Origin of the sequence: Acidovorax sp. GBBC 1281 (assembly GCF_028473645.1) — a bacterium.
Taxonomy (GTDB): domain Bacteria; phylum Pseudomonadota; class Gammaproteobacteria; order Burkholderiales; family Burkholderiaceae_C; genus Paracidovorax.
The window spans coordinates 883,661-899,474 of record NZ_CP097269.1; the positions used below are offsets into that span (position 1 = coordinate 883,661).

The following is a 15,814-nucleotide window of genomic DNA, read 5'->3' on the forward strand; positions in this document are numbered from 1 at the left end:
CCGCATGAGCGTGGCACCGCGCAGTGCCGCGACATTCTTGCGACATGCCATCCGTACGCTGCGATGGCTGCCCACCCGGGCGAACGATTCCGGTCGGTGCCGGCCTCTCGTTCCCGGTGCGCGGCACATCTTTGGAACCCTTCAGCACTTCTGGCGCTTATGAACACCTCTTGCTCCGTCCTGGCCTGCCTCCTCACCCTGCCCATGCTTGCCACGGCGCAGACCGCATCGCAATCCGAGTCGCCCTCGTCCCCGCGCTGGGGCCTGGGCCTGGGGCTCATGGTCAAGGACAGCCCCTATGCCGGCGAAGGCACCAAGACCACCGCGTTGCCGCTGATCCGCTATGAAGGCGAACGGTTTTACTTTCGCGGGCTGACCGCCGGCGCGCATCTGATGCACAGCAAGGGCTTCAGCCTGGATGCCATCGCCTCGCTGCGCACCGACGGCATCTCGGCCAAGGACTTCGGCGTGCAGGAGCTGGCGCGCAACGGCATCAACCGCAGCCTGCTGGAAGACCGGGATAACGGCCTGGACCTGGGCGTGGCCGCGTCCTGGCGCGGCGCGGCCGGCGAGTTCGAGTTGTCCGCCAAGGCCGACGTCACGGGCGCGAGCGAAGGGTTCGAGCTGAGTGCCAGGTACGGCTACGGCTTCCAGCTCGGCCGGGGGCGCCTCACCCCCAGCATCAGCGTGAGTCATCTGTCCAAGGACATGGCCAACTACTACTACGGCACCTTGAACGAAGAAGTGGCGCGGGGCGTGGTCGATTACAAGCCCGGTGCGGCGACGATCCCCAAGCTGGGCCTGACCTACGTGCACCCGATCGGCCAGCACTGGCAGTTCATGACGGCGCTGCAATACAAGGTGCTGCCCAAGAAGATCACGAACAGCCCGCTCCTGAAGGCCGGCACGAACGGCGAAGGGTCGGTGATGTTCGGCCTGTCCAGGAGCTTCTGATGCGCGGCGGTCCGGAACGACAGGCATCGGTGCCTTCCGTGGGGGCGGGCGCGACCGTGGGCGGCGCCGCGAATGCGATCAGGCCGGCCTCCCCGGCCGGGAGCTGGCTGCTGGCCAAGGCCTACATGTCCGTGTACGGCCACGGCAGCCTGCGCACGGCGGGCCGTGGCGAGCAGGCACCGGACCCGCTGCCGCTGACAGGGGTAGCAGCCAGCGCCGATGGCGCAACCGGAGCGGCGCTGTGATCGCCGCCGTGCTGGCGGGCCTTGCCGGGGCCTGGTTGGTGGCCATGGCCTATGGGAGCCTCTCACAACCCCATGTTTGACGAATCCGAATAGGGAGGAGTGGGCGCCAGTAGCCGTTTGAGCGTGATGAGGCCCAGCAACGGTCTGCGCCTGGGTGCATGAGGGGCCTTGCAGGCCCGGTGGCTCAGGCTTTCACCGTTTGCAGGCGCACTTGTGCCTTGCCAGTGGCGGGCTTGAAGAAAGCATCCACGCCCCGATGCAGGAACCAGGCCAGTCGCTTCATGTTGTAGCAGGCGGCCATCATCGTCATCCCCACCGTGGCGCGCGCCTGTCCGATGGTGCGCACGAACTTGCCCCCCAGGTGGCGGATACCGGCGAACACGTGCTCCACCTTGGCTCGTTTCTTTGCGATGCGCTGGTTGCGCCCCTTCTGGCATTCGCTCTGTGGTCGGCCCGCCTGCGCACGGCGCTGCATCGCATCCACGAATCCCAGCACTTTCAGCATCTGGCACCTTTGGCGGCTCGGGTAGGCTTTGTCCGCATGCACTGCCCGCCCGGTGTTGTGCATGTCCAGCACCTCATCGAAGTGGTGCCCGTCGTGCTCGCTGGCCGTGCCCGTGGCGAGGCGGCGGATGAAGCCGTGCTTGAGGTCCACGCTCACGCTGAGCTTGTAGCCGAAGTGGCTTTTGCCGTGCTTCTTCGTGTGCGTGGCCTCCACATCCTTTTGCCTGCGTCGCGCTTGGCTCCAGTCCGGCTGCCCGCCTTGTGCCAGCGTTCGCCGCTCCTGCTGGCCGATGTGCTGTCGGGGCGCGGGCACCAGCGTGGCATCAATGGCTTGCCCGCCCCGGGCGATGTAGCCGTGGCGCTGCAGTTGGGCATCCACCCCCTGGAACAAGGCCGTTGCCCCGCCCACGCCAAGGCGCTCGCCAAAGCGCCAGATCGTGTTGCGGTCCGGCACGTTCATCGCATCCTGCAACAGGCAAAACCGCTGGTAGCTCCCCCGGTCCAGCAACTGATACTCCATCTGCTCATCGGACAGGTTGTACAGCCGCTTCAACACCAGGATGCGCACCATCACCTCGGTGGGGTAGGCGGGCCGACCGCCCCGGCGGCCACCCCCGCGTTCGATCAAGGCATCCACCAGCCGGGCCAGTTCTGCGAAGTCGATGTGCCGCGCGATCACCTGCAGCGGATCGCCCACCTCATCTCTCTTGTGTTGGCGCGAGGCCTCAGCGAACAGGTCGAACTTCAGGGCGCTACGGGGAGTGATCATGGCAAAGGATGGAGCACGCATTCTCGATCAACAAGGGACCGGATGGGTTTTGAGAGGTTCCCCTATGTGTACCGGTTCCGGGGCCGGGCGCGGTACGCCAGCCTGCAGCAGTATTGGCGCAAGAGCTGGCCGGTGTTCGCGCTGCCCAATGCCGTGCTGTATCTCTTCACCCGGCGCTGGGCCCGTGGCCCGTTCGTGCCGGTCGATCGCTGCGCCCCGCTTGCGCAGTTGGCGCAGCACTGGGAAACCCTGCGCGATGAAGCCCTGGTCATGCAGGCGCACGGGGGATTCGACGAGGCGCGGCGCCAGGGCTCGCCCGCGTCGTTCGATGTGGGCTTTCGCACCTTCTACAAATACGGCTGGAGCCGCTATTACCTGCACTGGTATGGCTACACCTATCCGTCGGCGAGCGCCAGTTGCCCCCGAACCCTGGAGATCCTCTCGCGGTTTCCCGACATCCGGGCGGCCATGTTCGCCGTGTTGCCCCCGCGCTCGGGGCTCACGCCCCACGCCGATCCGCTGGGCTGCTCGCTGCGATACCACCTGGGGCTCGCAACGCCCAATGCGGCGCAGTGTTTCATCAACGTCGATGGCATCGAGCGGGCCTGGCGCGATGGCGAGGCCTTCGTGTTCGACGAGACCTACCTGCACTTCGTGACCAACGACACCGACGCGCCGAGGCTCATCCTGATGTGCGACGTGCGCAGGCCGATGGCGCTGCCCAGGCGCGTTTTCAATGCGGCGTATTCGCTGCTGGCCCGCGCGGTCCAGACGCCCAACGATGCCCGCGACCGGCGCGGCCTCGCCAGTGCCTTGTTCGCCGCGCTCGCCCCCGTGCGCGCCCGGGGAAAGCAGCTGCGCGAGCGCAATCGCCCTCTCTACAATGCCCTCAAGTGGGGCATCAACCTGGCTTTGCTGGGTGCGGTCTTCGGCATCGCCGCCGGCGCCCTGGTGTCTGTGCAGGGCTTCTGCCGGCGTGACTGACCGCCGCGGCCTTCCATCCCCTTGCTGTGAAACTGCCTGTCCAGTGAACGCCAGCCTCGCCCATCCCGTCCCCCTGCAAGTCCTCATCATCGAGGACAACCGCGCGCTGGCCGCGAACATCTTCGACTACCTGGAGGCCTGCGGGCACGTGCCGGATGCGGCGCCTGATGGCAACTCGGGCCTGGATCTGGCCATCCGCAACCGGTACGACGCGATCGTCCTGGATTGGATGCTGCCCCGGATGGACGGCATGAGCGTTCTGTGCAAGCTGCGGCAGGAGCATGCCTGCGTGACCCCCATCATCATGCTCACCGCCAAGGACCAGCTGGAAGGCAAGCTGCTGGGCTTCGAGAACGGGGCGGACGACTACCTGGTCAAGCCGGTGGCCCTGCCCGAGCTGGAGATCCGCCTGCGGGTGATGATCAGCCGTGCCCAGGCCCGGGCGGCGGCCGGGCGCACCTTGCGCGTGGGCGATCTGGCCTACCACCTGGACACGCTGGAAGTGACGCGGGGCACGCGCACCGTCGCGCTGTCGGGCACGTCCCGAAACATCCTGGAGCTGCTGATGCGCGAATCGCCGGGCACTGTGCGCCGCGACCGGCTGGAGCGCCTGATCTGGGGCCAGGACGTTCCCGACGCAGACCTGCTGCGATCCAGGATGCACCTGCTGCGGCGCGAGATCGACCAGCCCGGCGAAGCCCGGCTGCTGCACACCGTCACCGGGGCCGGCTACCGGCTGGGCGGGGCTTCGGCGTGAAGTGGCCATGGCGCGTGCAGAGCCTGCAGTGGCTGATCAACGCCACCTTGCTGATGTTCGGCGCCATGCTCGCCCTGGCGCTGCTGGTGCAGTGCAAGCTGAGCCAGGGCCTGGTCGAGCACCCCATCTGGCACCACCTGCTGGAGTCGGGCACGCGCAGCGTCCTGCAGTCGTCTCGGCCCGATCTGAGCGACACGCTGCCGACCCAGGGCACGGTCAAGGGCTGGCTGCTGCCAAGCGGCGCCACGGCAGCGCCCGGCATGCCGGCGTTCTTCGCCGCGCTGGCCCCGGGGTACTACACCGAAGGCCAGATCGAACAGATCGCCGATCCTTCGACGTTCGCAGTCGCGGTTTCGATTCTCACGCCCCGCAAGGCGCCATTCGCCAGCGCAGGCGATGCGGTGGACCGCGCCCGCAGCTACACGGTCATGGTCACGGCCGTGCCGCAGGGCCGGCTGATCATGTCCATCGATCTGACCGAACTGGAGGACGAGCAGAACCGCAGCGTCCAGCTCAGCGTGCTGTTCATGCTGTTCAACCTCCTGATGATCGGTGCGGTGATCTGGTGGCTTCAACTGAGCCTGACCCGGCCCGTGCAGGACCTGGCGCGGCGCATGCGCGAGCTCGATCCGCTGAAACCCTCGCAGCGCCTGCCGGTGCGCTACCGCAAGAGCGAGCTCAACGTGATTGCGCAAGAGGCCAACGCGCACCTCGAGCGGGTGGAGCTGGCGGTGGAGCGCGAGCGCAGCCTGCTCGACCAAGCCAGCCATGAATTCCGCACGCCGCTGGCCATCATCTCCGGGGCGGCTGATGTGCTGCACCAGCAGGCCTTGCCCGAACGCGCCCAGCGGCCCCTGCACCGCATCGACGAGGCGGTGGAGAACCTGACCCAGATCATGGAGGCGCTGCTGTACCTGTCGCGCGAGCCCAGCCCCGAAGAGCGCCGGCAGGTCACGTTACTGCACGCGCTGGTTCCCGACCTGGTGCGCGACCACGCCTATCTGCTGTCCGGAAAGCCCGTGCGCTATGTGCTCGATGCGCTGGAGCCAACCACCTTGATGGCGCCCGAATCCATGGTGCGCATCGCAGCGGGGAACTTGTTGCGCAACGCCGCCGAGCACACGCACGAGGGCGAGATCCATGTTTCGATCACCGGCGCCACGCTGTGCATCCGCGACACCGGGTGCGGCTTCGACACGGCGCAGTCCGCCCACCGATTCACCGAGTCGTTGAAGCAATCGCGCAAGCGCTCCGGGGGCGCAGGCATGGGCCTGTTCCTGACCCAGCGCATCTGCGAGCGGTTCGGCTGGCGGCTGGTGCTGGAGTCGTCGGTCTCGGTGGGCACCTCGGCCATCCTCCACTTCGAGCCGGGGCCGGTCAGGCCGGGGTAGGGGACTTTCAGGGGCCTCACCGGCGGGTGCCTCCATCCCCACCGGCGGGTGTCTCAAGGGACGGCGGGCGAGAAAGCCTGCCTGCCCGCATGGACGGACCGCGGTGCTGGCGCATGCCGGGCGCAAGGGGACTGCGGTCCAGGGCGTTCAAAGGAATTGGGAGCAAAAAGGCCGCCAGCGCATATTCCACTAGGGCATATTGCTATTGAATTAATAGCAAATGGGATTCAGCGCCCCGCCTCGGGCCAGAGGTACAGCAGCCCGGCCGTCATGGCCAGGTAGCGCCCGAACTTGCCCACCGCCATGTAGGCCACGCAGGGCCAGAAGGGCAGCTTGAGCCAGCCGGCCACCGCGCACAGCGGGTCGCCCACGACGGGCAGCCAACTCAGCAGGCAGGCCTTGGGGCCGAAGCGCTGCAGCCAGGCGAGGGCGCGGGGATTGGAATGCTCGCCCCGGGCGCGGTCCACGGCCTTGTGCGCGCCCAGGCCCATCCACCAGCTCACGGCGCCGCCCAGCGTGTTGCCTGCGGTGGCCACCACCACGGCAGGCCAGAAGAGTTCCGGGTTGAGCTTGATGAGTCCGAACACCGCGGGCTCGGAGCCCAGCGGCAGCAGCGTGGCGGAGATGAACGACACCATGAACACTGTGCTGAGGCCGTACTGGGGCAGCGCCAGCAGGTCCATGAGGTGGTTCATCCAGATTTCCATAACTGGGGCGCAGTTTAGGGGACGCTGGCGAGCCTTCGCTGTCAGACAGGCGCTTGGGCTCCGCTACGATCGCGCCGCGGTGCGGCCCGCCGGTGGGCCGCCGCCGCACACCCATACAAGAGGAGGTTCCCCACCATGCAATGGTTCGATGTTTCCGTCCCGGCCGTGCGCCGGGCGCTGGCCGTGGGCGCGCTCGGCCTGGCCTGCTGCTTGGCCGGTGCGGCGCAGGCCGCCACGCTGCATCTTGAGGGGCCGGGCGGTGCCCGGCAGGTCGATACCGAAACGCTGCTGCGCCACCCCGAGGCGCGCGACATCGACGTGCCGGCGGACGTGGCCTACCACCGGCCCATGCGCTACCGCGCCGTGCCCCTGGCCGCCGTGCTGAACGGCCTGGGCCTGGGCGCGGGCGACGTGCTGGAGGCGGTCGCGCTCGATGGCTTCGTCGCCCAGTTGCCCGGCGCGCTGGTGCTGCGCCCGGGGCGGGGCCAGGCCTGGCTGGCGGTCGAGCCGGCCGGTGCGCCCTGGCCTGTGCTGCCGGGCAAGGCGTCGGGCCCCGGACCGTTCTACATCGTCTGGCCGGTGGCCGACGGCGTGCTCAGCGAGCAGTGGCCCTATGCCGTGGCCCGGCTGCACGTGCGCGAGGCACCGGAAAAGCGCTGGCCCCGGATCGGCGTCGCGCCCGAGGTGCCCGCGGGCGATGTGCGCCGGCGCGGCCAGGCGATCTTCGTGGCGCAGTGCTTCGTCTGCCACACCATGAACGGCGGCGGCGAAGCGCGCCTGGGGCCCGACCTGAACCTGCCGATGAGCCCCGTGGAGTACTTCCAGCCGCAGGCGCTGCGCCAGCTGGTGCGCAACCCGGCCAGCGTGCGCCAATGGCCCGGGCAGTCGATGCCCAGCTTCGCGCCGGACCGGCTCAGCGACAGCGATCTGGACGATCTGGTGAGCTACCTGCAGCACATGGCCCGCGAGCGCCGCGGGGCGCGCTGAAGAACGGCGCGGCGGGCCGCCGATGGGGGGCCGTGGCGGCGCCGGACGCACTTTTCATTTGCTGAAATTTTGAGCAGCTACAATCCTGCCTCCTTTTTCAGCACGCGCTGCCTCCCCCCTCCCATGCACATCGGCCACATTCCTTTGGCGAACCGCCTGTTCGTCGCCCCGATGGCGGGCGTCACGGACCGGCCGTTCCGCCAGCTGTGCAAGGCGCTGGGGGCGGGCTACGCGGTGAGCGAGATGGTCACGTCGCGCAAGGACCTGTGGGACAGCCTCAAGACCTCGCGCCGGGCCAACCACGAGGGCGAGCCCGGCCCCATCGCCGTGCAGATCGCCGGCACCGACGCTCAGATGATGGCCGAGGCCGCGCTCTACAACGTGGACCGGGGCGCGCAGATCATCGACATCAACATGGGCTGCCCGGCCAAGAAGGTCTGCAACAAATGGGCGGGCTCCGCCCTGATGCAGAACGAGGCCCTGGCCCTGGAAATCGCCGAGGCCGTCGTCGGGGCCTGTGCCCCGCGCAACGTGCCCGTCACGCTCAAGATGCGCACCGGCTGGAGCCAGGAGCACAAGAACGCCGTGGCCCTGGCCCGGGCGTTCGAGGGCGTGGGCATCCAGATGCTGACGGTGCACGGCCGCACGAGAGAGCAGGGCTATCGTGGCCAGGCCGAATACGACACCATCGCCGCCGTGAAGGCCGCGGTGCGCGTGCCGGTGGTGGCCAACGGCGACATCACCTCGCCCGAGAAGGCGCGCGAGGTGCTGGCCGCCACGGGCGCCGACGCGATCATGATCGGGCGCGCGGCGCAGGGCCGGCCGTGGATCTTCCGCGAGATCGGCCACTACCTCGCCACGGGCGAGCATCTCGCGCCGCCGCTGGTGGCCGAGGTGCGGCGCCTGCTGCTGGACCACCTGCAGGACCACTATCGCCTCTACGGCGAGTTCACCGGCATGCGCAGCGCGCGCAAGCACATCGCCTGGTACGTGCGGGCCCTGCCCGGCGGCGAGGCGTTCAGGCAACACATCAACACCATCGAGGACTGCTCCGAACAGTGGCACGCGGTGGCCCACTATCTGGATGCGATCGGGCAACGGATGGACCGGCTGCCCCCCGCGCACACCGAGGACGCAGACCCCAGCGAAAAACAGGAAGACCTGGCGGCATGAGCAAGAAACACATCGAAGAATGCGTGCGGGAGAGCCTGCAGGGCTACTTTCGCGACTTAGGGGGCGAGACACCGGACGGCATGTACGACATGCTGGTGCGCGTGGTCGAAAAACCCCTGCTGGAAGTGGTCATGAGCCACGCCGACAACAACCAGTCTCGCGCGGCCGAATGGCTGGGACTGAACCGCAACACCTTGCGCAAGAAGCTGGTGGAGCACAAGCTGCTGTAATTCAGTTGCTATAAATTTAATAGCGTAATGCCCTAGTGGATATTGTGCTGAAGCCCGATTTCAATCAAACCCCACCCCCTGCCATGAACGCACTTCTCTCCGTCTCCGACAAGACCGGCATCGTTGAATTCGCCCAGGCCCTGCACGCGCTGGGCATCCGGCTGCTGTCCACCGGCGGCACCGCCCAGTTGCTGGCCAAGGCCGGCCTGCCCGTGACCGAAGTGGCCGAGGTCACGCAGTTCCCCGAGATGCTGGACGGCCGCGTCAAGACGCTGCACCCCAAGGTGCACGGCGGCCTGCTGGCGCGCCGCGAGCTGCCCGAGCACATGGCCGCGCTGGCCGCGCACGGCATCGACACCATCGACCTGCTGGTGGTCAATCTCTACCCCTTCGAGGCCACGGTGGCCAAGGCCGGCTGCACGCTGGCCGATGCGATCGAGAACATCGACATCGGCGGGCCCGCGATGGTGCGCAGCGCTGCCAAGAACTGGAAGGACGTGGGCGTGGTGACCGACGCCGCGCAGTACGAGAGCGTGCTGGGCGAGCTGAAGGCGTCGGGCAAGCTGTCGGATGCATTGCGCTTCGGCCTGTCGGTCGCCGCGTTCAACCGCATCGCGCAGTACGACGCGGCCATCAGCGACTACCTCTCGTCCGTCACGTTCGAGGCCGAGAAGCTGGCCGAGGACTACGTGCCCGCCCGCACGGCCTTCCCCGGCCAGAGCAACGGCATCTTCACCAAGGTGCAGGATCTGCGCTACGGCGAGAACGGCCACCAGCAGGCCGCGCTGTACCGCGACCTGTACCCCGCGCCCGGCTCCATCGTCACCGGCGTGCAGCTGCAGGGCAAGGAACTCTCGTACAACAACATCGCCGACGCCGACGCCGCCTGGGAATGCGTCAAGAGCTTCGACGTGCCGGCCTGCGTGATCGTCAAGCACGCCAACCCGTGCGGCGTGGCCGTGGGGCTCGATGCCCTGGGCGCCTACGGCAAGGCGTTCCAGACCGATCCCACCAGCGCGTTCGGCGGCATCATCGCCTTCAACCGCCCGGTGGACGGCGCCGCGGCGCAGCAGATCGCCAAGCAGTTCGTGGAGGTGCTGATGGCCCCCGACTTCACGGCTGATGCGCTCGATGTCTTCAAGGCCAAGGCCAACGTGCGCCTGCTCAAGATCGCGCTGCCTCCGGCGTTGGACGCGGCGGAATACGCCCTGGGCAGCAACACGCCCTGGCACCGCGGCCGCAATGCCATGGATGCCAAGCGCATCGGCTCGGGTATGCTGCTGCAGTCGGCCGACAACCATGAGCTGTCGATGATCGACATCAAGGTCGTCACGAAAAAGCAGCCCACGCTGGAAGAGATGGAAGACCTGCTGTTCGCCTGGAAGGTCGCCAAGTACGTCAAGAGCAACGCCATCGTGTTCTGCAAGGGCGGCATGACGATGGGCGTGGGCGCGGGCCAGATGAGCCGCCTGGACTCGGCGCGCATCGCCAGCATCAAGGCGCAGCACGCCAACCTGTCGCTGGCCGGCACGGTGGTGGCGAGCGACGCGTTCTTCCCCTTCCGCGATGGCCTGGACGTGGTGGTGGACGCGGGCGCGACCTGCGTCATCCAGCCCGGCGGCAGCATGCGCGACCAGGAAGTGATCGACGCCGCCGACGAGCGCGGCGTGGCCATGGTGTTCAGCGGCGTGCGCCACTTCCGCCACTGAGCCGGTCGGCAGGAACCTCCCCCAAGCGCGAAGGCCCTGCCAGCGCGGGAAAGGCCGACCCTGCCTTCCTGCGCTGGCAGGGCCTTCGCCGTTGTGGCGCGTCAGGTCACCCGACGGTCTGGACGGACTGGCGCACGCTGCCGGCGCCGTGCACCTTGCTGGGGTCGCCCGCCATCACGTTCACCGGCGTCTTGCCACCGTCCACGTCGGTGTTCGAGATGTTGATGGTGGAGTGCTTGGAGTCGAAGCGGAAGGTGAAGGCCTTGAGGTTCTGCAAGGTCGAATCGGAGATGTCCACGTTCGCCGTGATCGGGTAGCCGCCGCGCGTGACCGCCAGCTGGCCGATGTTGTCGGCGTAGATGCCCTGGAGCTTCAGGTTCACGTCGCCGTTGATCTGGATCGCCTTGTCGTGGCTGTTCTGGAACGACGAGTTCGTGATCTCCACCTGGGCCGGGCCGCTCGGAAGGTCCTTCGCCGAGATGCCGGCGCGCTGGGCGTCGACCGCCTTGTTCTCCGCGCCGTCCACGGTGACGAAGTCGTCCCCGGTCTGCAGGCCGTGCACGTTGTCCAGCTTGGCATCGCCCAGCAGGTGGATGCCGTCCCCGCCCTTGAACTGCAGGTTCTTGATCGATGCGCCCGGTTCGAGGATGAACATCGGCAACTGCGTTTCGGCGGTGCCGCCGCCGTTCAGCCCGGCGCCGGCGTTGAACAGTTTGCCTTGCCCGTCGTAGGTCGTGCCCGCCTTCACGATGATGGGCTTGTTCACCTCTTCCACGCCCGTGGGCTCGGCGACCTTCATGTTCGCCGGCGGCTTGGTGATGGCTGAATTCGTTGACGGGGATGGGGCTGGCGTGGGGGCTGACGACGGCGCGGTCGCCGGTGCCTTGCCGCCCGAACCCACCTCCGTGGGGGGCGGCGGTGCAGGCGTCGGCGATGGCTTGGGCGCGTTCGTGATCGTGGACGGGTCGGGCGTGGGCGCCGCTGCCGTCGGCGCCGGGGCTTGCGTGGGCGCTGGCGCGGGTGTGGGTGTGGCCGCACCGGGGGACGGTGCCGGCGACGGTCCCGAAGAAGGCGCGGCGGCGGGCGAGGGCGAAGAAGACGGTGCCGGAGATGGCGATGGGGACGGCGACCCGCCGCCGGAGCTGCCGGATGAACCGGACCCCTGCTGGCCGGTCAATTCCTTGATCAGCTTTTCCAGAAACCCCTTGAGCAGGGACTCGATGGCTTTCTGCAGCGTCTGGCTGTCGGTGCCCGAGGCGGAGGACGGGGAATTTCCGGACTGGACCTGGGCCTTGCGGTGGGTGTTCCAGGCACTGAAGGAAGAAAGAAGGTCGATGGGGCTCATGGGTGCTCGCGATCCCGGCGGAACGGGCCGTCGGTCAAAATGCCACGCAACATGCGTGGCTTCGCGAACACTGTGCGCTGCGCGCCTGCTTTGCAGGGCGGCCGCACGAAGCGGCGCCGCACCACCCGAAGCGCCGTGGGTGGGCGGCGTTGGCCCCGCGGGCGGCTCGGTCCCTAGCGGGCGGCGAGCGTACGGAACACGTCGCGCGCGATCGCCACGGTCTCGTCGATGTCCTGCGCGGTGTGCGCGCTGCTCACGAAGCCGGCTTCATACAGCGCCGGGGCGATGTACACGCCGCGGTCCAGCAAGCCATGGAACAGCGTGTTGAACCGCGCGCCGTCCGTCGCCATCACCGTGGGGTAGTTCTGCGGCAGCTCAGGCAGCAGGAAGAAGCCGAACATGCCGCCTTCGCTGTCGGCGCTGAACGGCACGCCTTCCGCCTGCGCGGCCTGCGCCAGGCCTTCGACCAGCGAGCGGGTGCGTGCGCCCAGCGCGTCGTAGAAGCCCGGCCGGGCGATCTCGCGCAGCGTGGCCAGGCCGCAGGCTGTCGCCACGGGGTTGCCCGACAGCGTGCCGGCCTGGTACACGGGCCCGAGCGGCGCCAGGTGCTCCATGATCGCGCGCGGCCCGCCGAACGCCGCCAGTGGCATGCCGCCGCCGATCACCTTGCCCAGCACCGTGAGGTCGGGCTGGAAGCCGGGAATGCTCCGGGCGTACAGGCTTTGGGCGCTGCCCAGCGCCACACGGAAACCGGTCATGACCTCATCGAACACCAGCAGTGCGCCGTACTGCGTGCACAGCTCGCGGCAGCGCTGCATGAATGGCACGCTGGCGCGCACGAAGTTCATGTTGCCGGCGATCGGCTCGATCATCAGGCAGGCCAGGTCCCGGCCATGCAGGGCGAAGGCCTCCTCCAGCTGTGCGATGTCGTTGTATTCGAGCACCAGGGTGTGCTGCACCACCTCGGGCGGCACGCCCGCGCTCGTGGCGTGGCCGAAGGTGGCCAGGCCCGAGCCGGCCTTCACCAGCAGGGCATCGGCATGGCCGTGGTAGCAGCCGTTGAACTTGATGATCTTGCTGCGGCCCGTGGCGCCGCGCGCCAGGCGGATGGCGCTCATGCCGGCCTCGGTGCCCGAGCTCACTAGGCGGATCATCTCCATCGACGGCACGTGCGCGATGATGGCCTCGGCCAGTTCGACCTCGCGCTCGGTCGGGGCGCCGAAGCTGAAGCCCTCGACCGCCGCCTTCTGCACCGCCTCGAGCACGGCCGGGTGGCCGTGGCCCAGGATCATCGGCCCCCAGGAGCCGATGTAGTCGATGAAGCGCTGGCCGTTGGCGTCCCAGAAGTAGGCGCCTTGCGCACGCTGCACGAAGCGCGGCGTGCCGCCCACGGCCTTGAAGGCCCGCACGGGCGAATTGACGCCGCCGGGGATGAGCGCCTTGGCGCGTTCGAACAGGGAGAGGTTGAGGTCAGTGCTGGGTGTCATGGGGTGGCATCACGAAGCCGTCGATGGCGGTGGGGTCGGGAGTGGGCTCGCCGTCTTCGTCATCCTCGTCATCGTCGGGCTGCGCCCAGAACATGCGGTCGGGGATGATGTGGCCCATGCCCGGGCGAAAGCCAGCGTCCAGGCAACGGTCCAGGTAGGCGAGCGCCTCGCTCGTGGCCTCGCCCAGGTCGTTGCCGCTGGCGACCAGCGCCGTCAGGGCGGCCGAGAGCGTGTCGCCGGCACCGGCGAAGGTGGCCTCGAACAGTTCGAACTTGCCGCTGCCCAGCACCGTCTGCGGCGAGGCGAGCACGTTCTCCACGAACTGCTCGGGCGCGGGAATGCCGGTCACCAATACATAAGGCACGCCCAGCTCGGAGGCGGCCATGGCCAGGTCGCGCGCGGAAGGCTTTTTCTCGCTGGTCCAGTCTGGCAGCAGCCAACGCCACAGGGTGCTGTGGTTTCCTACCAACAGCGAGACCTGGGGCAGCAGCAGTTCCTGAAAGGCGTCCAGGTACTGGTCGATGAGGTCGTCCCGCCACCAGGACAGATTGGGCATGTAGGCGATCACGGGCACGTCGTCGTAGTCGGACGCGATGGACGCGATGGCGCTCAGGTTCTCGGGGCTGCCCGCGAAGCCCACCTTGATGGCCTGCACGGTGAGGTCTTCCAGCACGGTGCGGGCCTGCTCGGCCACCGCCTCGTCGTCGAAGGCGTAGTGGTCGAAGATCTCGGCCGTGTCGCGGATGTAGGCGCCCGTGGCCACCGCGATCGGGTGGCCACCCACGGAGGCGATGGTGGCGATGTCCGCCGTCAGCCCGCCGGCCCCGCTCGGGTCGTTGGCGTTGAACACCATCACGCAGGCGGGGGTGGCGCCGTCGTCGTCGGCTTCATCGGGGGATGGGGAGAGGTCTGGGGGGAGGGGGGAATCTGTGGTCATGGCGCCGCACCAGCGTAACGGTTGGCACGGAAACTGCCTTCCCGTTGAGATGCTTGGATACAATCGTTGCATTCTATGTGAAGGCCATTTAAGCTGTGACGGACCCTAAAACCTGGATGTGCTTGATTTGCGGTTGGATATATGACGAGGCAACAGGTTCTCCTGAGCACGGAATAGCGCCCAATACGCCGTGGGATCAAGTGCCCATGAATTGGACCTGTCCGGAGTGTGGCGCTCGCAAGGAAGACTTCGAAATGGTCCAGATCTGAGGCGCGGCTCCTGCCAGCGTTGTTATTTCCCCTTCAGGAGCGGTGACGAAATTGACTACAACAGGCGCATCCTTCAAGGTGCTCGTCGTGGATGACAGCAATACCATCCGCCGCAGCGCAGAAATCTTTCTCAAGCAGGGTGGCCACGAAGTGCTGCTCGCCGACGATGGCTTCGATGCCTTGGCCAAGGTCAACGACTACCAGCCCCAGTTGATCTTCTGCGACATCCTGATGCCCAAGCTGGACGGCTATCAGACCTGCGCCATCATCAAGCGCAACGCGCGCTTCGCCGACACGCCCGTCGTGATGCTCTCCTCCAAGGACGGCGTTTTCGACAAGGCGCGTGGACGCATGGTGGGGTGCCAGGAATATCTCACCAAACCATTTACCAAAGACCAGCTGCTGAAAGCAGTTCAGCAGTTCGGTAATGCCCAACAAGGAGCGATGTAATGCCTATCCAGAAAGTACTGGTCGTTGACGACTCGAAGACCGAGTTGATGTTTCTGACCGACTTGCTGCAAAAAAAGGGCATGCAGGTCCGCACCGCGGAAAATGCCGAAGAAGCCTTCCGCCGCCTCGCGGAAGAAAAGCCCGACCTGATCCTCATGGACGTCGTGATGCCGGGCCAGAACGGCTTTCAGCTCACGCGCGCCATCACCCGCGACCCCCAGTTCGCTGACGTGCCGATCATCATGTGCACCAGCAAGAACCAGGAAACCGACCGGGTGTGGGGCATGCGCCAGGGCGCTCGCGGCTACATCACCAAGCCGGTGGATCCTGCCGAGCTGCAAGCCAAGATCGACGCACTGAACTAAAAGCGCCCGGACCGTCCATGGCCAACCGTGAAGCGCTGAGAGAGCTCCAGACCCGCCTTGCAGCCCGCCTGCAGGCGGCGCGGGGCGAGGGTGTGTCTGTTTCGTCCTGGCTGGCCGTCGAGTCGGCGGGGCGCCGTTTCCTGCTGCCGCTGGGCCAGTCGGGAGAGATCTTTCCCTGGGCGGGCGTGCAAGCCGTGCCCTATACCCATGCCTGGTTCCTCGGGGTGGCCAACCTGCGCGGCTCGCTGATCGGCGTGGTCGATCTGGCAGGGTTGCTCGGTTTGCCGTCCAATCGCACCGAGCAGGCGCTGGCCGATGCCAGCCTGCTGGCTTTCAATGCGGTGCTCGATGTGAACGCCGCGCTGCTGGTCGATCGCCTGGCCGGCCTGCGCGGCACGGAAGCCTTCGTTTCCTCCGAGCCCCCCGCCGAAGACGCGCCCCCGTTCTACGGCACCACGTATCTGGATTCCCAGGGAGTCCAATGGCAGGAGCTCAACCTGCAAGCCCTGTCCCAACACCCCGCTTTCCTCAGCATCAGTGCTTGAGTTTTT

At 67.5% G+C, this 15,814-nt stretch carries 18 protein-coding genes; 13 read left to right on the top strand and 5 right to left on the bottom strand.

Annotated elements, in window-relative coordinates; translation table 11 throughout:
• The first annotated feature begins 204 nt into the window (after window positions 1-204).
• On the top strand, window positions 205-954 hold the full coding sequence (locus M5C96_RS04060) for a MipA/OmpV family protein (RefSeq protein WP_272567340.1): 750 nt from the start codon (window positions 205-207) through the stop codon (window positions 952-954).
• Between the two features lie 29 nt (window positions 955-983).
• Window positions 984-1,199 carry a hypothetical protein gene (locus tag M5C96_RS04065; RefSeq protein ID WP_272567342.1) on the top strand — a complete coding sequence of 72 codons (216 nt, stop codon included), beginning with the start codon at window positions 984-986 and terminating at the stop codon, window positions 1,197-1,199.
• 184 nt (window positions 1,200-1,383) lie between these two features.
• On the opposite strand, the gene M5C96_RS04070 is transcribed toward M5C96_RS04065, so the two are convergent.
• Window positions 1,384-2,469, bottom strand: a complete 1,086-nt coding sequence (locus tag M5C96_RS04070; RefSeq protein WP_272569564.1) for an IS5 family transposase — start codon at window positions 2,467-2,469, stop codon at window positions 1,384-1,386.
• 45 nt (window positions 2,470-2,514) lie between these two features.
• Here M5C96_RS04070 and M5C96_RS04075 point away from each other — a divergent pair, with 45 nt between their 5' ends.
• The 3 genes from M5C96_RS04075 to M5C96_RS04085 are packed head-to-tail and all read left to right on the top strand — an operon-like array spanning window position 2,515 to window position 5,604.
• The gene (locus tag M5C96_RS04075) at window positions 2,515-3,456 is read left to right on the top strand and encodes an aspartyl/asparaginyl beta-hydroxylase domain-containing protein (RefSeq protein ID WP_272567345.1); all 942 of its coding nucleotides are present in this window, start codon (window positions 2,515-2,517) and stop codon (window positions 3,454-3,456) included.
• Window positions 3,457-3,499: 43 nt separating this feature from the next.
• On the top strand, window positions 3,500-4,213 hold the full coding sequence (locus tag M5C96_RS04080) for a response regulator transcription factor (RefSeq protein WP_272567346.1): 714 nt from the start codon (window positions 3,500-3,502) through the stop codon (window positions 4,211-4,213).
• Complete coding sequence (locus M5C96_RS04085) at window positions 4,210-5,604, top strand: sensor histidine kinase (RefSeq protein ID WP_272567347.1); 1,395 nt, start codon at window positions 4,210-4,212, stop codon at window positions 5,602-5,604. The genes M5C96_RS04080 and M5C96_RS04085 overlap by 4 nt, the downstream gene beginning before the upstream one ends.
• 227 nt (window positions 5,605-5,831) lie before the next feature.
• Here M5C96_RS04085 and M5C96_RS04090 read toward each other — a convergent pair whose 3' ends face one another.
• Window positions 5,832-6,311: a YqaA family protein gene (locus M5C96_RS04090; RefSeq protein WP_442867355.1), complete on the bottom strand. Its 480-nt coding sequence runs from the start codon at window positions 6,309-6,311 to the stop codon at window positions 5,832-5,834.
• Window positions 6,312-6,446: 135 nt separating this feature from the next.
• On the opposite strand from M5C96_RS04090, the gene M5C96_RS04095 reads away from it, so the two are divergent.
• From M5C96_RS04095 to purH, 4 genes are all read left to right on the top strand, one after another.
• Entirely contained in the window at window positions 6,447-7,298 is an 852-nt protein-coding gene (locus M5C96_RS04095; RefSeq protein ID WP_272567351.1) for a c-type cytochrome, read from the top strand.
• Window positions 7,299-7,421: 123 nt separating this feature from the next.
• A complete protein-coding gene (gene dusB, locus M5C96_RS04100) occupies window positions 7,422-8,471 on the top strand; it encodes a tRNA dihydrouridine synthase DusB (protein ID WP_272567353.1) in 1,050 nt (349 codons plus the stop codon).
• Entirely contained in the window at window positions 8,468-8,701 is a 234-nt protein-coding gene (locus tag M5C96_RS04105; RefSeq protein WP_005799570.1) for a Fis family transcriptional regulator, read from the top strand. Before dusB ends, M5C96_RS04105 begins: the two co-directional genes overlap by 4 nt.
• Window positions 8,702-8,784: 83 nt before the next feature.
• Window positions 8,785-10,410, top strand: a complete 1,626-nt coding sequence (gene purH / locus M5C96_RS04110; RefSeq protein ID WP_272567356.1) for a bifunctional phosphoribosylaminoimidazolecarboxamide formyltransferase/IMP cyclohydrolase — start codon at window positions 8,785-8,787, stop codon at window positions 10,408-10,410.
• 106 nt (window positions 10,411-10,516) lie between these two features.
• Here the strand turns inward: purH and M5C96_RS04115 are convergent, their stop codons facing one another.
• The 3 genes from M5C96_RS04115 to thiD form a co-directional block, all read right to left on the bottom strand.
• On the bottom strand, window positions 10,517-11,755 hold the full coding sequence (locus M5C96_RS04115) for a pectate lyase (protein WP_272567358.1): 1,239 nt from the start codon (window positions 11,753-11,755) through the stop codon (window positions 10,517-10,519).
• A 173-nt stretch (window positions 11,756-11,928) separates the two neighbouring features.
• Complete coding sequence (gene hemL / locus M5C96_RS04120; protein WP_272567360.1) at window positions 11,929-13,242, bottom strand: glutamate-1-semialdehyde 2,1-aminomutase; 1,314 nt, start codon at window positions 13,240-13,242, stop codon at window positions 11,929-11,931.
• A complete protein-coding gene (gene thiD / locus M5C96_RS04125; RefSeq protein WP_272567362.1) occupies window positions 13,226-14,179 on the bottom strand; it encodes a bifunctional hydroxymethylpyrimidine kinase/phosphomethylpyrimidine kinase in 954 nt (317 codons plus the stop codon). Before thiD ends, hemL begins: the two co-directional genes overlap by 17 nt.
• Before the next feature lie 95 nt (window positions 14,180-14,274).
• Here thiD and M5C96_RS04130 point away from each other — a divergent pair, with 95 nt between their 5' ends.
• Genes M5C96_RS04130 through M5C96_RS04145 form a run of 4 tightly spaced genes read left to right on the top strand, consistent with a single transcriptional unit; the run spans window position 14,275 to window position 15,808 of the window.
• Window positions 14,275-14,448, top strand: a complete 174-nt coding sequence (locus M5C96_RS04130) for a rubredoxin (protein WP_272567365.1) — start codon at window positions 14,275-14,277, stop codon at window positions 14,446-14,448.
• A 51-nt stretch (window positions 14,449-14,499) separates the two neighbouring features.
• On the top strand, window positions 14,500-14,898 hold the full coding sequence (locus tag M5C96_RS04135; RefSeq protein ID WP_092741676.1) for a response regulator: 399 nt from the start codon (window positions 14,500-14,502) through the stop codon (window positions 14,896-14,898).
• Window positions 14,898-15,263, top strand: a complete 366-nt coding sequence (locus M5C96_RS04140) for a response regulator (RefSeq protein ID WP_092741674.1) — start codon at window positions 14,898-14,900, stop codon at window positions 15,261-15,263. The genes M5C96_RS04135 and M5C96_RS04140 overlap by 1 nt, the downstream gene beginning before the upstream one ends.
• A 17-nt stretch (window positions 15,264-15,280) precedes the next feature.
• Window positions 15,281-15,808: a chemotaxis protein CheW gene (locus M5C96_RS04145; protein WP_272567367.1), complete on the top strand. Its 528-nt coding sequence runs from the start codon at window positions 15,281-15,283 to the stop codon at window positions 15,806-15,808.
• The last annotated feature ends 6 nt before the right edge of the window (window positions 15,809-15,814 follow it).

Excerpts from the sequence above, each read along its gene's own strand:
- M5C96_RS04145 (WP_272567367.1), top strand. The coding sequence starts at position 15,281 with ATGGCCAACCGTGAAGCGCTGAGAGAGCTCCAGACCCGCCTTGCAGCC.
- M5C96_RS04115 (WP_272567358.1), bottom strand. The coding sequence starts at position 11,755 with ATGAGCCCCATCGACCTTCTTTCTTCCTTCAGTGCCTGGAACACCCAC.
- dusB (WP_272567353.1), top strand. The coding sequence starts at position 7,422 with ATGCACATCGGCCACATTCCTTTGGCGAACCGCCTGTTCGTCGCCCCG.
- M5C96_RS04095 (WP_272567351.1), top strand. The coding sequence starts at position 6,447 with ATGCAATGGTTCGATGTTTCCGTCCCGGCCGTGCGCCGGGCGCTGGCC.
- purH (WP_272567356.1), top strand. The coding sequence starts at position 8,785 with ATGAACGCACTTCTCTCCGTCTCCGACAAGACCGGCATCGTTGAATTC.
- M5C96_RS04140 (WP_092741674.1), top strand. The coding sequence starts at position 14,898 with ATGCCTATCCAGAAAGTACTGGTCGTTGACGACTCGAAGACCGAGTTG.
- M5C96_RS04075 (WP_272567345.1), top strand. The coding sequence starts at position 2,515 with ATGGGTTTTGAGAGGTTCCCCTATGTGTACCGGTTCCGGGGCCGGGCG.
- M5C96_RS04060 (WP_272567340.1), top strand. The coding sequence starts at position 205 with ATGCTTGCCACGGCGCAGACCGCATCGCAATCCGAGTCGCCCTCGTCC.
- M5C96_RS04090 (WP_442867355.1), bottom strand. The coding sequence starts at position 6,311 with ATGGAAATCTGGATGAACCACCTCATGGACCTGCTGGCGCTGCCCCAG.
- M5C96_RS04105 (WP_005799570.1), top strand. The coding sequence starts at position 8,468 with ATGAGCAAGAAACACATCGAAGAATGCGTGCGGGAGAGCCTGCAGGGC.
- thiD (WP_272567362.1), bottom strand. The coding sequence starts at position 14,179 with ATGACCACAGATTCCCCCCTCCCCCCAGACCTCTCCCCATCCCCCGAT.
- hemL (WP_272567360.1), bottom strand. The coding sequence starts at position 13,242 with ATGACACCCAGCACTGACCTCAACCTCTCCCTGTTCGAACGCGCCAAG.